Here is a 13,475-nt window from a genome sequence, read left to right as displayed (position 1 = left end):
ACTGTCCCGCGGACGCACCCGGCGTGTCGGGCAGTTGCGGGACAGCCGTCGCCGGGTGTCGGGCGTCGGGGCCCGGTGTCAGGCCCGCGGCGTCAGGCCAGCCCGACGGTCCGGAGCAGGCGGTCGACCAGTCCGGTGCGCCACGGCACGGAGGACCAGCCGTGGTCGGCGCCGTCGACCTCGACGTACGTCGCTCCCGGCAGCAGTGCCGCGTACCGGCGGCCGTACTCCACGGGGACGATCGTGTCGCCGGTGCCGTGCACGACGACGGCGGGGCCCGGGTAGTCCGAGGCGGGACCCCAGACGTCGAGGCCGGCGCGGACCTCGTCGAGGAACGCCGTGCCGAGGGCCATGCCCCCGAAGTCGAACCAGCCACGCTCGCGGGCCGGGGCGAGTGGCTGGCCCTGGATCTCGTCCTTGCCGACGATGTCGTCCACCACGACGCCGGCGGGCGACCAGAGCGTCAACGAAGCGACGAGGTCCGGCACCCGGGCCGCGGCGAGGACGGACTCGACCCCGCCCAGGCTGTGGGCGACGAGGTGCACCGGCCGCGATCCCGCGTCCGTCGCCAGGGCTCGGACCATCGCGACGACCTGGTCGACCTCGTCGCCGATCGTGATGTCGGCGAAGTCCCCGTCGCTGAACCCGTGGCCGAGCCGGTCGTACGAGCGGACCCCGGCGCCGCGGGCGGCGAGCGCGCGGGCGGCCTGCACGAACAGCTGCTGTGAGCCGGTCGCGTTGCTGCCGAAGCCGTGCACGAACAGCACCAGGGGCGCGTCCGTCCCGCCGTCGACCGCGTTCCACTGCCACCCGCGCAGGGAGGCACCGTGGTGGTCGAGGGCGATCGGCGCGGGGCCCGTCGTGGCCGTCACGTCAGTTGGTCCGGTCGGCGAACCCGGCCGGGAGGTCCGCGGGAGCCGTGTCGACGATCGTCTCGTCGTCCTCGCCCACGTGTTCGAACAGCGTGATGTGGGCGAACTCCGGCACGACGTAGATCGGGTACGTGGGGCCGGCGTCGCGGTGCTCGCGCATCAGGTCGAGGTGGTCGTTCTGGAACAGCACGGTCTTGCTGCCGTCGAGTTCCACCCAGTGCGGGAAGAAGATCGTGCCGTGCAGCACCCGCTCACCGGGGACGACGTTCACGACGACGCTGGTGCCGGTCGGCTCGTTCCAGGACACCTTGTAGACGCCGGCGGTCAGGACGACCAGGTCGACCGTCTGGTCCTTGACCCAGCGGCCGCCGACCATGCCGGTGTGGATGCGGTAGTCGATCGTCGTGGCGTTCTTGACGTACATCTCGTACTGCCAGCCGTTGGCGTACGTGTAGATGAACCGGTGTCCGACGATGCCGGAGAGGTCCTGCTGGGGTTCGGGGTGTTCGACGCTCGTGGTGATGTCCATGTGTCGATCCTGCTCCACAACTACGTTTGTTGCAATCGCTTCTGCTGCGACTACCCTGAGGGTGTGCGCACCCCGGCGAGTGACCCCGCGGCCAGGTCCGCAGACCGCGGGCTCCGCGACGCCGCCCGACGGCTCAGCGCCCTGGTCGGGCCGTTCCGCCGGACGCTCCTCAACGCCTCCCGGTCAGAGGGGGACCTGCCCGCCGTCCCCGACGCCCAGATCGAGGTCCTCCGCCGACTCGACGAAGACGGCTGGGCCAGCCCGACCGCCCTCGGCCGCGCACTCGGCCTCGCCCGCTCCACGGTGAGCAACCTCGTCGCCGCGATGCAGCGGGACGGCCTGGTCGAACGCCGACTCGCGCGTGGCGACGGTCGCAGCACCGAGGTCGGGCTGACCGACCTGGCCCGCGAGCGCCTCCGCGTGTACGACGCGGCGGCCGAGCGGCTGCTGCTCAGCGCCCTGGCCGGGCTGCCGGAGGCCGACCGTGCGGTGCTGGTGGCGGCGGTGCCGGTGTTGACGCGCCTCCAGGCCGCGATCGCGGACGCCGCCGGACAGCCGCGTCCCTGACGCACCGAGCCAGCATCCCGGACGCCCGCCCAGCGGGCCCGGCCTAGCGTCCGACGCATGCTGTTCCGGGACGTCGCCGAGGGCATCCACCGCCTCGAGCTCGCACACACCAACACCTACCTGGTCGAGACCGGGGACCGACTGCTCGTCGTCGACGCCGGGCTGCCCGCCGTCTGGCCGCACCTGCTGCTCGCCGTCCACGACCTCGACTACTCCCCCGACCGGGTCGAGGCACTGCTCCTCACGCACGGGCACTTCGACCACGTCGGCACCGCCGCTCGCATGCACCGCGAGTGGGGCACGCCCGTGTTCGTGCACCCGGGCGACCGGGAGCTGGCGGCGCACCCCTACTCGTACCGGCCGCAGCAGAACCGGTTCGGGTTCGTCCTGGCGCACCCCGGCGGTCTGCGGCCCCTCGGGCGGATGCTGCTGGCGGGTGCGGTGACCGTCGACGGCATCGAGGAGGTCGAGCCCCTGGAATCCCGCGCCGACGTCCCCGGCAACCCGTGGATCATCGAGACGCCCGGGCACACGGACGGGCACGTGGCGCTGCACTTCGCCGACCGAGACGCCGTGATCGCCGGCGACGCGCTGGTCACCTTCGACCCCTACACCGGCGGGATCGGGCCGCGGGTCGTGGCGCCCGCGGCGACGGCCGACATGGCGACCGGGGTGGCGTCGCTCGACCTGCTCGTCGACACCGAGGCCCAGCACGTCCTGCCGGGGCACGGGCCGGCCTGGTCGGGCGGGGTGCGGGCCGCGGTGGCGCAGGCGCGGCGGGCGGCCGGCGCGGCCTGACGCGCGCGGGGCGCCCGGGTGCGCCGGGTGGGTCCGGTGCGCCGGGTGGCCCCGTGCCCCGAGGTCGCACGATCTGCCGGGCCAGAGCCTCCCGTCCGGCACTTCGTGCGACCTCGACGGCGCACCGGCGGCGCTTCGTGCGACCTCGGCGGCGCACCGGCGGCGCGTCGTGCGACCTCGGCGGCGGCGGCCCGAACTCGGCCCCGCTGAAGGAGCTCACCCTCGTCGTCCCCGAGGTCGCACGATCTGCCGGGCCAGAGCCTCCCGTCCGGCACTTCGTGCGACCTCGGCGGCGCACCGGCGGCGCGTCGTGCGACCTCGGCGCTCCGGCCATCGGAGCGGGGCGCGCCGGAACCGCCGGCGCTGAGTGCCCGCCCAGCCCCCGGCAGGGGCGTCAGTGCGTGAAGGCGAAGCCGATCAGTGCCATCGTCACGATGAAGCCCGCCAGGTAGTTGATCCAGAGGAAGCGCTTCCACCCCGCGTTCGCCGCCTCGGCCCCGGCGTCGGTGAGGTTCCACCACGGCAGCACGTTGAGCGCGTACGGCACGACGACGACCGCCGCGATCGGCCCCGGGAACGCCGAGAACAGCAGCGTGACACCGGCGACCAGGTACGCCACGAACGCCAGCCGGACGGTCGCGCGGGCACCGATGACCGTCGCCACGGACCCGATCCCCCCGGCCCGGTCGGCGAGGACGTCCTGCACGGCACCGAACGCGTGCGAGGCGATCCCCCACACGAAGAACGCGATGCAGACGGCGACGAGCTGCCCGGTCCAGTGCCCGCCGGCGAGCGCGAGCCCGTACAGGGCCGGGGACACGAAGTGCGTCGACGAGGTGATCGAGTCGAGGAACGGCTTCTCCTTGAACCGGAGCCCGGGCGCCGAGTACGCGATGACGGCGAACACGCTGACCGCCAGGGCGAGCCACGACCACGGCCCCCCGAGCAGCACGAGCACCAGCAGGAACGGCACGTTGGTGACGACCACGGCCCAGAGGGTCGCGCGGTGCACGCTCTTGTCGAGCAGGGCACCCTCGACGCCGCCCTTGCGCGGGTTGCGCAGGTCGGACTCGTAGTCGAAGACGTCGTTGATGCCGTACATCGCCAGGTTGTAGGGCACGAGGAAGTACACGACCCCGACGAGGAACGCGGCCAACGAGAACCCGCCACCCCCGGCGACGCCGACCCCGCTGCCGAGCAGGTACGCGGCGGCGAACGGGTAGGCCGTGTTCACCCAGCTGATGGGGCGCGAGGACACGAACAGCGCACGGAGGGTCGACGGCCTGGAGGCGCGGCTCACGGTCATGGGGTCTCCTCCGGTCTGCGGGACGGCTCGGTCCGGCGGTCCGACCGTACCGGTCGCGAAGACGGTCGCGGACCCGGACCCGGACGCGGGCCCGGACGCTCCAGCAGCACCCAGCAGCTCGGCAGCAGCAGGACCGCCCCGATCGAGTACGCCAGGTCCTCGACCGGGAACAGCCCGACGCGCGCGCCGAGGACGCGTGCCGGGTCGTAGGCGACGATGCCGAGTCCGACGATCACGTTGTTGAACACGCCGGTCATCACGAGCAGCGCGACGCCGGCGACGACCCCGGCGAGGACGGCGGACCGGGGACCTCGCGCACCGGCACGGGCACCGGGGCGATCGCCTCGTCGTCGCCGCGCCGACACGACGCCGGCCAGGACCGCGACGAGCACGGCGGCCCCGAGGAACGGCACCGCGAGCAGCGCGTACGTGGCGGAGCCGGTCATGCCCGGCCCTCGTGGTGCTCCGGCTCGTTCTGCTCCGGCCCGTCGACAGAACGGGCACGCAGCCGCTCGACCACCGGCCGGACGGCACCGAACAGGTCCATCGTCGTCCAGCAGAGCAACACCAGGAAGAACAGCTCCTCGAGCGGCACGTCCGGCGCCAGAAGCACCCCGGTGAGCAGCCCGTTCGTGCCGATGAAGAAGATGCCGAGGTGCACACCGACGACGTCCCAGACCAGGAAGAACACGAGCCCGATGACCATCACCACGGCGGCCCGCACCGGGGCGCGCCAGAAGAACAGCCGGTACCGGGCGTCGAGCACCGCGATGCCGGCGATCGCGATGAGGAGGCCGACGAGGTACAGCCCCGGCATCAGCCCGTCGTCCGTACCGGCGGCGCGTCGACGGACCGCCGCAGCGGGGTCGGCAGCGGCTCGGTCGAGGTGTCGCCGTGGATCCGCTTGATGAGGACCTCGGCACTGATCAGGCACATCGGCAGCCCGATGCCCGGGATCGTCGAGGCTCCGACGTAGTAGAGCCCGTCGACCTTGGTGGAGGCGTTCTTCTCACGGAAGAACGCACTCTGCGCCAGGGTGTGGGCCGGGCCGAGCATCGAGCCGTTCCAGGCGTTGAGGTCGTCGGCGAAGTCCTGCGGGCCGATCGTGCGACGGACGCGGATCCGGTCACGGAGGTCCGGCACGCCCGACCGCTCGGCGATCACGTCGATGGCGCGGTCGGCGATCGCCTCCACCTGGGCGTCACCCGCTCCGTCGACGCCGCCCTTGCCGATCGAGACGTCGGCGGGCAGCGGCACGAGGACGAACAGGTTGCTCTGCCCCTCGGGTGCGACCGAGTCGTCGGTCAACGAGGGCGCGCAGACGTAGATCGACGCCGGGTCCGGCACGTGCCGGTCCTTGCCGAAGATGGCGCCGAAGTTCTCCTTCCAGTCCTCGGTGAACACCAGCGTGTGGTGCAGCAGTCCGGGGACCGGCCCGTCGACGCCGAGGTACACGAGCACCGCGGAGGGGCCCGGGTCGCGCTTCGCCCAGTGCGAGGCGTCGTGGGTGCGGTGCTCCTGCTCGAGGAGCTCCATCTCGGTGTGTCGCAGGTCGGCGGCGCTCACCACGAGGTCGGCGTCGACGACGTGCTCGTCCCCCGCTTCGTCGCGGTAGGCGACACCGGTGGCGTGCCCGTCCTCGACGACGATCCGGGTGACGGTGGCGCCGGTGCTGATGACGGCGCCCTCGGCCTCGGCGACGCGCTCGACGGCGGCGATCACCTGCGTGATGCCGCCCTTCGGGTACAGCACCCCGTCGGCCAGGTCGAGGTGGCTCATCAGGTGGTACATGCTCGGCGCCTGGTACGGGCTGGTGCCGAGGAAGACCGCCGGGTAGCCGAGGATCTGCCACAACCGGTGGTCCTTCACGGCGTTCGACGCGAACGAGGACAGCGGCTGGAGCAGCAGACGGGCGAGCTTGCCCATCCGCTTGAGGACGTCGGGGGCGGCGAGCTTCGTGAGGTCCTGGAACGTGCCGTACAGGAACCGCCGGACCGCCATGTCGTACGTGTCGGCGGCGGAGTCGAGGTACTTCGCCATCTTCGCACCGGCACCGGGTTCGATCGACTCGAACAGGGCGATGTTCGCCTCACGCGAGGACCGCAGGTCGATCGGCTCGTCACGGCCCTCGGTGTACACGCGGTACCCGGGGTCGAGGACGTCGAGGTCGAGCTGCTCGTCCGCACTGGTGCCGAGCAGCTGGAAGAAGTGGTCGAACACCTCGGGCATCAGGTACCAGCTCGGCCCGGTGTCGAACCGGAAGCCGTCCTGTTCCCAGGTGCCGGCCCGGCCGCCGAGCTGGGTGCGCTGCTCGAGCACGGTGACGGCGAAGCCGTCGCGGGCGAGCAGGGCGGCGGCCGCCAGGCCGCTGATGCCGCCGCCGATGACGACGGCACGGCGGACCGGGACGGCCCGCCCGCTGGTCGGTGCTGCTGCCGCGGCGGCAGTGGTCGGTGCGTCGGTCGGACGGGAGGCGTGGGTCGGGCTCATGACGAGCCTCCAGTCTGTGGGGTGGTGACGGTGCGCGCGGGCAGGGTGCCGCGACGGCTGAGGACACGCGCGGCGAGCCGCGCCTTCACGGGGTTCGGGACCCGGACCCGGGAGGTGACCAGGCGGTCCGCCGGGGTGGCGGCGATCCGGTCGTTGAGCTCCTGGAACAGGGCGTGCGCGAGGGCGACCGCGGGCCGGGCGTCCTTCGGCAGCAGCGGGACGGTGACGGCGGCCCGGTCGAGGTCGGACTGGACGTCGGCGACGAGCCGGTCCTTCGTGGCCTCGTCGAAGCTGCGGACGTCGACGCCCGGGAAGTACGAGCGACCGAGCACCTCGAAGTCGGCGTGCAGGTCGCGCAGGAAGTTGACCTTCTGGAACGCGGCGCCGAGGGCACGGGCACCGTCGACGAGCACCGCGTCGTCGAAGGTGGGGCGGCCGGCGCGGTACACGAACGCGCGCAGGCACATCAGCCCGACGACTTCGGCGGAGCCGTACACGTACGCGTCGAACGAGGCCTGGTCGTGTTCCGTCTGCTCGAGGTCCATCCGCATCGAGGCGAAGAACGGTGCCGTCAGCTCGCTGCCGAACCCGACGGTCCGGGCCGTCCGGGCGAACGCGTGCACGACCGGGTTCACCGAGAAGCCGAACGTCATCGCCCGCTCGGTGTCCTGCTCGAGCTCGTCGAGCACGGTCCGGGCGAGCTCCGGGTCGAGGCCGGCCTCGGTGGCGGGGCCGTCGACGACCTCGTCCGCGACCCGGACCAGGGCGTAGACGTTCCGGATGTGCTCGCGGGTGTCCTTCGTGAGCAGGCGACTGGCGAGCCCGAACGACGTCGAGTAGCGGCTGATGACGACGCTCGAGGCCGCCTCGGCGGTGGCGTCGTAGAGCGGGAGGCGACGACCGGTGGTGCTCGAGGTCACCGGACGCGCTCCACGAGTTCGGTGACGAGGCCCTCGAGCCGGGAGCCGAGCTCGTACGGCAGGCCGGCGAGTTCGGCGCGGGCCAGGGCGGTGTGCTCCCGGATGTGGTCGAGGGCGGCGTCACGCGCACCGCACTCGACGAGCAGGGCGCGGAGGCCCGCAGCACGTTCCTCGGTCAGGTCCGGGTCGCCGAGGTAGGGCGCCAGGTCCGGCCAGCAGTCGGTGGTCGCCGCGTAGGCGATGAGCATGGTGCGCTTGCCCTCGCGGAGGTCGCCGATCGCGGTCTTGCCGGTCGAGCCCTCGTTCCCGAAGACCCCGAGCAGGTCGTCGACGATCTGGTACGCGATGCCGATCTCCCGGCCGAAGGCCCCGAGCGCCGCGACGACGGGCTCCGGCGCACCGGCCAGGACCGCACCGGACTGCAGCGGCGCCTCGAAGCTGTAGACACTCGTCTTCGCCCGTTCCATCTGCAGGACCTCGGCGACGGTGGGCATCACGCCGAGGGCGAGGTCGACGTCGGCCATCTCGCCCGCGGCGCTGGCGAACACGGCGTCGTCGAACAGGTCGAGCAGTCGGGAACGACGGTCCCCGGTGACGCCGCTGGCCTCGATGAAGCGCGGGGCGGCGGCGAGCGCCAGGTCCCCGGCGATCACGGCGGCGCTGGTGCCCCGGTGCTCGGCGGTCGGCAGCGGCAGTCCCCCGGTCGTGGCGTTGTCGCGGAACGCGCCGGCGACGTTCGGGCGGCCGCGGCGGGACCAGTCCCGGTCGATGACGTCGTCGTGCACGACGAGGGCGGTGTGCAGCAGCTCGTAGGCGGCGGCGACCTGTGACGCGGCGTGCACGTCCTGGCCGCCGAGGGCGGTGTACGAGGTGAGGACCATGCGCGGTCGGAAGCGCTTGCCGCCCATGCTCGCCTTGCGCAGCACGCGCCAGAGCTCTTCGGACGGTCGGCCGAAGGCCTGGGCTCGGGCGCTCGACACCGTGAAGAAGCGCTCGAGGCACTCATCCACCAGCGCGAGGTCGATGTGCGCCACGGTGGCCGCTTCCTCGGTCATTGGCCTAATCTATCGAGGCAGATGAGCCTTTTCCCGGAAACCGTTGTCCTGTTGGCCGATGACCGTACCCCGATCGGTACGGCGGACAAGTTCACGGTGCACACAGACCAGACGCCCCTCCACCTCGCCTTCAGCTGCCACGTGCAGAACGCAGCCGGCGACCTCCTCGTGACCCGTCGCGCCCTCGTGAAGAAGACGTGGCCCGGCGTGTGGACGAACTCCTTCTGCGGGCACCCCGGCCCGGACGAGTCCTTCGAGGACGCGATCGCCCGGCGCGCCGAGCGCGAGCTCGGCATGACCCTGCACAGTGTCGACCTGGTGCTGCCGGACTTCCGCTACCGCGCGGTGGACGCCTCGGGCATCGTCGAGAACGAGGTCTGCCCGGTGTTCCGCGCCGTGGCCGATGCCGACCCGAAGCCCGCCGACGACGAGGTGTCCGAGTGGGTGTGGCTGTCGGAGCAGGACCTGCGCCAGGCCGTGACCGCCGCGCCCTTCGCGTTCAGCCCGTGGCTCGGGTGGCAGCTCGCGGAACTGCCGCTCGACGCCCTCGGCGCCGAGCGCGTCCAGCGCTGACCGAGTCCCGACCGAGTCCTGACCGACCCGTCGGACACCAGGCGGGTGCCTGCTGTCCGACGGGTCGTCTGCGTCAGATCCTGATGGAAGCGCTCGGACGTCGCTCCGGGCGTGTCAGTACCACTTCGTGACCGTGCACGACGGGTACGAGGGGAAGCCCGAGGCCCGGATCGTGAACTCCGCCTCGACCGCCTGACTGGTCGGGACCTGCGTCGTGGCACGGAGGTCGATCGCGTGCGAGTTGCGGTCGGTCAGGAGATCCGTTCGCACCACCGGTGTCCCGCCGTTGAGCGTCACGGCGATCGCCCCGGTGCGCGAGCCGACCGCGGAGTCGTTCGGCTGCAGCCCGTACTGGGTGACGTGGGCCGTGAAGGTGGTCCCCGAGCGCTCCCAGGTCCCACGGACGTTGCCGTACTGGCAGCTGGCGAAGAGCTCGCCGGTGGCGGTGGTGGCGGCGTCGGACGCCGGAGCACCCCGGTCGGCGGCGGTGGCGGCGGTGGCGGGGCCGGCGACGGCGGTCACGGCGAGTCCGCCGACGACGAACGCGGTGGCCAGGACCGCAGCGGTCGATCGACGACGGGTGGTGGTCGTTGAGGTGGTCGCGGACATCAGATCTCCTTCGTTCTGGGGTCGATGGCAACTGCCATCCAGAACATCAGATCAGGAACACCAGCCGGGCACAAGGGCTCTGTCGGAGCTGTTCACTCCCGGTCCACCTCGGCGCCACCGGGGTCGCTCGACGCCGTTCACGGACCGGAGTATGGTCACCGTCGGCCCTGCGCAGCGCACGGCCACGGACTGACGAAGGGCAGGTGAGGCGCGATGTCGGGTGACCATCACCACACGGGCCGGCCGTCCCTCGTGGTCGTCGCCGAGCCCGTGTCCTGATCTCCCTGCCGCCGGGGTCCGTCCCGGCCGGCGTCGCGCCCGCTCGCCCTCCCGACCGAGGGAGCAGAGCATGGCACTCATCGACAACGCGGTGTACGTCGACGGCCGACGTGTGGCGTCGCAGCAGAGCCTGGCGCTCGGCACCAGTGGCGACCTGTCGTGGATCGGGCTGCTCCGCCCGGACCCGCACGAGCTGGCGGCCGTCGCGGACGAGTTCGGCCTGCACGAGAACGCCGTCGAGGACGCCCAGAAGGGGCACCAGCGCGCCAAGCTCGAGCGGTACGGCGACACCCTGTTCGTGGTGCTCCGACCGGCCTGGTACCGGCCGGACACCGGCACGGTCGAGTTCGGCGAGGTGCACCTGTTCGTCGGCGCCCGCTTCGTGGTGAGCGTCCGGCACGCCGAACGACCCGACCTGGCGTCGCTCCGGGCCCGGTGCGAAGCCGACCCCGAGTTCCTGGCGAAGGGGTCCGAGGCGGTCACCGCAGCGGTGCTCGACGAGGTCGTCGACGGCTACGCGCCCGTCGTCGAGGTGCTGCAGGACGAGATCGACGAGATCGAGGACCAGCTCTTCGCCGGCCAGGTCGACCCCGGGGTGTCGAAGCGGATCTACCAGCTGCTCAGCGAGGTCCTGGCCTTCCAGCGGGCCACGAAGCCGGTGCCCGCGATGGTGCGCGGGCTCCTCCGCGGTGCCGAGAAGTACGGCGTGGACGACGACGTCCAGCACCGGCTGCGGAACGTGCTCGACCACGCCCTGCGGGTCACCGAGCGGGTCGACTCGTTCCGGGCCCTGCTCGAGAACGCCCTGACGCTGCACGCGACCCTGGTGTCGCAGGAGCAGAACGAGGCAATGCGTCGGATGACGAGCGCGAGCCTGGCGCAGGGCGAGGAGAGCCGGCAGCTGGCACGGGCGGCACACCAGCAGGGCGAAGAGGTGAAGAAGATCTCGTCCTGGGCGGCGATCCTGTTCGCACCCGGGCTGATCGCGGGCGTCTACGGCATGAACTTCGACCACATGCCGGAGCTGCACTGGCGGTACGGGTACCCGGTGGCCCTCCTGGCGATGCTCGCGCTGGCGGGAGTGCTCTGGGTCGTCTTCCGGAAGCGCAACTGGCTGTAGGCGCGAACCGGACAGGGCGGACAGGGCGGTCCACCGTCGGTACGGTCGCTTCCGTGAGGATCACACGACTCCGTACCGCCGCCGCCCTGCTCGCCGGTGTGCTGGCCCTCGGCACGGGAGCCGGCCTGGGCGCCACCCCGGCCACCGCCGCCCCGGCCGCCCCCGGCTGCGACTACGCCGACAGCGGGACGGGCACGTACGCGGACACGCTGTGCTGGCTCGACCTGTCCGGACTCGACCCGGCCGTCGCCGCCACGACCGCCGGGCAGCCGCTCGCCCTCGAGCTCCCCGGCGGCTACCGGCTGCAGGCGACCGTGACCGTCTCGGGAGGCCCGGTCGCCGCCGTCGCACTGCCCACCTACATCGGCTCCTGGCTGGGCAACGGCGGGCACTACACCGGCATCGACCCCGCGGTCCGACCAGCGCTCAACCAGCAGGCGAGCGGCACCACCTCGACCGCGACCCTCAGCGACGTCCGGGTGACCGACGCCTCCGGTGCCCGTGTCACCGGCTGGTCGCTCGTCGGCGCCGATGCCGAGGAGACCGCGAGCGGCGAGAGCATCACCTGGACCTCCAGCTCGCCGTTCACGTCGTTGACCGTGCGTCCGGACGGCACCGACGAGCGCGGGACGGCCTGCGGACGCGGCTTCACCGGCATCGGCACCACCACCGTCACGTGCAGGGGCACGGGCAGCAATCACACCGGCACCGCGATCGTCGCGACCCGCGAGCCCACGACCTTCAGCCAGACCATGGTGAGCCGCGGCGGTCGGGAGGGCGTGGCCTTCGGTGTCCTCGTCTCCCGCGTCTCGATCACCAAGCAGGTCGTCGGTGGCTTCGGCGGTGACGCGTTCACGGTCGGTGTGACCGACGCCGCCGGTCGGACGGTCGCGCGTGCCGACACCGCGGGAGGCACGACCGCCACGACCGGGGACGTCACGATCCTGGTCGCCGCGGACGGCAACCCACTGACGTTCTCCGAGCAGCCCTCGGGCGGTACCGACGCATCCCGCTACGGCGACCCCTCGTGGGCCTGCACCCGGAACGGGGCCGCCGCGACGGACCTGCCGAGCGGGACCGGCGTCGGCACCAGCACCGACATCCCGGTCGGCGTCGGTGACGCGATCGCCTGCACCGTGACGAACACCGCACTGCCCGCGGGGATCACGCTCACCAAGCGCGCGGACGTGACGGACGTCGACGGCGACCGGCTCGTCGACACCGGCGACCGGGTCACCTGGACCTTCGACGCGCGGAACACCGGGCAGGTCCCGCTGTCCGCGGTGGCCGTCGACGACCCCAGCGGCGGCACGGTGACGTGCGACGCGACCGTCCTCGCTGTCGGTGCGACCACCACCTGCCGCACGGACGCGCCCACCACGGTCACCGCTGCGGACGTCGACGCCGGCTCGCTGACGGACACCGCCACGGCGACCGCCGCGGTGACGGGGACGACGTCGACCGTCCGCTCGGACCCCGCCACGGCGACGGTCGCGACCGAACGTGCCGAGGTCGCCGTCGTCGCCACCCCCGGTGACCCGACCCCGGAGGGCGTCACGCCCGCCGGCCTGGAGGTCGCGGTCGAGGTCTCGAACCCCGGCACCGTCCCGCTCACCGACGTCGAGGTCAGCATCCCGGACTCCGACCCCGTCACCGTGCCGGACGTCGCGCCGGGTACCACCGAGGAGACGACCGTCGTCGTGCCCCTGACGGACGAGCCGGCGACCGTCCCGGTCACGGTGGTCGCCACCCCCGCGGGGAGCCTCGGCGCCGCCGACCCGGTGTCGGAGTCGGTGGACGTGGTGGTCCCGGCCGCAGCGGACCCGGGCCCGACGCCCGCCCCCACACCGACCCCGACCCCGACCCCGACCCCCGATCCCACGCCGTCACCGGACCCGACGGCCGACCCCACCGCTCCCCCGACGTCGACTCCGACGACGAATCCGACGCCGGTCGCCGGAACGGTGCCGGGCACGGGAATCGGCACCCATGCCGGCAGCGGCATGGACGCCGGTCGACCCGGCGGCTCGCTCGCCTTCACCGGCCCGACGGTCGGCCTCGCCGGGCTCGGCGCCGCCGCCGTCGTGGCGCTCCTCGCCGGACTCGTCCTGCTCCGACGCCGCCGGGACACGCGCGTGCAGCGGGGTGACGGCGGGAGCTGAAGCACGGATCCGGGGCCGACGCGCCCGGACGACGGACGGGAGGCCCGCGGCGACACCGCCACGGGCCTCCCGTCCGTCGTTCCCGCGCCGGCGCGCCACCAGCAGGCCAGGGCGCCGGGGGGGGGGCGGCTGCTGTCCGCACCTCGTCCAGGTGGCACCGACCCCGGAGGCGTGCATAATGATCTGGCTCGGGAT

The 13,475-nt window shown here is 72.8% G+C and carries 14 protein-coding genes; 5 read left to right on the top strand and 9 right to left on the bottom strand.

What is annotated here, in order from left to right; genetic code table 11:
- Positions 1–92: 92 nt before the first annotated feature.
- Together DEI97_RS02185 and DEI97_RS02180 are read right to left on the bottom strand one after the other, a co-directional pair.
- Positions 93–872, bottom strand: coding sequence for an alpha/beta fold hydrolase (locus DEI97_RS02185; RefSeq protein ID WP_111075843.1), 780 nt, complete (start codon positions 870–872; stop codon positions 93–95).
- 1 nt (position 873) lies between these two features.
- Entirely contained in the window at positions 874–1,401 is a 528-nt protein-coding gene (locus DEI97_RS02180; protein ID WP_111075842.1) for a phenolic acid decarboxylase, read from the bottom strand.
- Between the two features lie 63 nt (positions 1,402–1,464).
- Here DEI97_RS02180 and DEI97_RS02175 point away from each other — a divergent pair, with 63 nt between their 5' ends.
- The gene (locus DEI97_RS02175) at positions 1,465–1,968 is read left to right on the top strand and encodes a MarR family winged helix-turn-helix transcriptional regulator (protein WP_111075841.1); all 504 of its coding nucleotides are present in this window, start codon (positions 1,465–1,467) and stop codon (positions 1,966–1,968) included.
- Positions 1,969–2,025: 57 nt separating this feature from the next.
- Positions 2,026–2,766 (top strand): MBL fold metallo-hydrolase, encoded by a 741-nt coding sequence (locus DEI97_RS02170; RefSeq protein ID WP_111075840.1) that lies wholly within the window; start codon positions 2,026–2,028, stop codon positions 2,764–2,766.
- A 394-nt stretch (positions 2,767–3,160) separates the two neighbouring features.
- On the opposite strand, the gene DEI97_RS02165 is transcribed toward DEI97_RS02170, so the two are convergent.
- Genes DEI97_RS02165 through DEI97_RS02140 form a run of 6 tightly spaced genes read right to left on the bottom strand, consistent with a single transcriptional unit; the run spans position 3,161 to position 8,537 of the window.
- Positions 3,161–4,072, bottom strand: coding sequence for a prenyltransferase (locus DEI97_RS02165; protein WP_111075839.1), 912 nt, complete (start codon positions 4,070–4,072; stop codon positions 3,161–3,163).
- Positions 4,069–4,518, bottom strand: coding sequence for a lycopene cyclase domain-containing protein (locus DEI97_RS02160; protein ID WP_181439328.1), 450 nt, complete (start codon positions 4,516–4,518; stop codon positions 4,069–4,071). The genes DEI97_RS02165 and DEI97_RS02160 overlap by 4 nt, the downstream gene beginning before the upstream one ends.
- On the bottom strand, positions 4,515–4,889 hold the full coding sequence (locus tag DEI97_RS02155) for a lycopene cyclase domain-containing protein (RefSeq protein WP_111075838.1): 375 nt from the start codon (positions 4,887–4,889) through the stop codon (positions 4,515–4,517). The genes DEI97_RS02160 and DEI97_RS02155 overlap by 4 nt, the downstream gene beginning before the upstream one ends.
- Positions 4,889–6,562, bottom strand: a complete 1,674-nt coding sequence (crtI, locus tag DEI97_RS02150) for a phytoene desaturase family protein (protein WP_111075837.1) — start codon at positions 6,560–6,562, stop codon at positions 4,889–4,891. Before crtI ends, DEI97_RS02155 begins: the two co-directional genes overlap by 1 nt.
- Positions 6,559–7,482, bottom strand: a complete 924-nt coding sequence (locus DEI97_RS02145; protein WP_111075836.1) for a phytoene/squalene synthase family protein — start codon at positions 7,480–7,482, stop codon at positions 6,559–6,561. Before DEI97_RS02145 ends, crtI begins: the two co-directional genes overlap by 4 nt.
- Positions 7,479–8,537, bottom strand: a complete 1,059-nt coding sequence (locus tag DEI97_RS02140) for a polyprenyl synthetase family protein (RefSeq protein WP_181439327.1) — start codon at positions 8,535–8,537, stop codon at positions 7,479–7,481. Before DEI97_RS02140 ends, DEI97_RS02145 begins: the two co-directional genes overlap by 4 nt.
- 21 nt (positions 8,538–8,558) lie before the next feature.
- Here DEI97_RS02140 and idi point away from each other — a divergent pair, with 21 nt between their 5' ends.
- Positions 8,559–9,110: an isopentenyl-diphosphate Delta-isomerase gene (gene idi, locus DEI97_RS02135; RefSeq protein ID WP_111075835.1), complete on the top strand. Its 552-nt coding sequence runs from the start codon at positions 8,559–8,561 to the stop codon at positions 9,108–9,110.
- A gap of 114 nt (positions 9,111–9,224) precedes the next feature.
- Here idi and DEI97_RS02130 read toward each other — a convergent pair whose 3' ends face one another.
- Positions 9,225–9,719, bottom strand: a complete 495-nt coding sequence (locus tag DEI97_RS02130; RefSeq protein WP_111075834.1) for a hypothetical protein — start codon at positions 9,717–9,719, stop codon at positions 9,225–9,227.
- A gap of 349 nt (positions 9,720–10,068) precedes the next feature.
- On the opposite strand from DEI97_RS02130, the gene DEI97_RS02125 reads away from it, so the two are divergent.
- Positions 10,069–11,118 (top strand): magnesium and cobalt transport protein CorA, encoded by a 1,050-nt coding sequence (locus tag DEI97_RS02125; protein WP_111075833.1) that lies wholly within the window; start codon positions 10,069–10,071, stop codon positions 11,116–11,118.
- Between the two features lie 53 nt (positions 11,119–11,171).
- A complete protein-coding gene (locus DEI97_RS02120; protein ID WP_284158309.1) occupies positions 11,172–13,280 on the top strand; it encodes a CLIPPER-2 domain-containing protein in 2,109 nt (702 codons plus the stop codon).
- Positions 13,281–13,475: the final 195 nt, after the last annotated feature.

Origin of the sequence: Curtobacterium sp. MCLR17_032, assembly GCF_003234795.2 — a bacterium.
Classification (GTDB): domain Bacteria; phylum Actinomycetota; class Actinomycetes; order Actinomycetales; family Microbacteriaceae; genus Curtobacterium.
This window is presented reverse-complemented; position numbering and strand designations above follow the sequence as displayed.

Coding starts and splice junctions, on each gene's coding strand:
- crtI (WP_111075837.1), bottom strand. CDS start 6,562: ATGAGCCCGACCCACGCCTCCCGTCCGACCGACGCACCGACCACTGCC.
- DEI97_RS02160 (WP_181439328.1), bottom strand. CDS start 4,518: ATGACCGGCTCCGCCACGTACGCGCTGCTCGCGGTGCCGTTCCTCGGG.
- idi (WP_111075835.1), top strand. CDS start 8,559: ATGAGCCTTTTCCCGGAAACCGTTGTCCTGTTGGCCGATGACCGTACC.
- DEI97_RS02165 (WP_111075839.1), bottom strand. CDS start 4,072: ATGACCGTGAGCCGCGCCTCCAGGCCGTCGACCCTCCGTGCGCTGTTC.
- DEI97_RS02140 (WP_181439327.1), bottom strand. CDS start 8,537: ATGACCGAGGAAGCGGCCACCGTGGCGCACATCGACCTCGCGCTGGTG.
- DEI97_RS02170 (WP_111075840.1), top strand. CDS start 2,026: ATGCTGTTCCGGGACGTCGCCGAGGGCATCCACCGCCTCGAGCTCGCA.
- DEI97_RS02130 (WP_111075834.1), bottom strand. CDS start 9,719: ATGTCCGCGACCACCTCAACGACCACCACCCGTCGTCGATCGACCGCT.
- DEI97_RS02180 (WP_111075842.1), bottom strand. CDS start 1,401: ATGGACATCACCACGAGCGTCGAACACCCCGAACCCCAGCAGGACCTC.
- DEI97_RS02125 (WP_111075833.1), top strand. CDS start 10,069: ATGGCACTCATCGACAACGCGGTGTACGTCGACGGCCGACGTGTGGCG.
- DEI97_RS02155 (WP_111075838.1), bottom strand. CDS start 4,889: ATGCCGGGGCTGTACCTCGTCGGCCTCCTCATCGCGATCGCCGGCATC.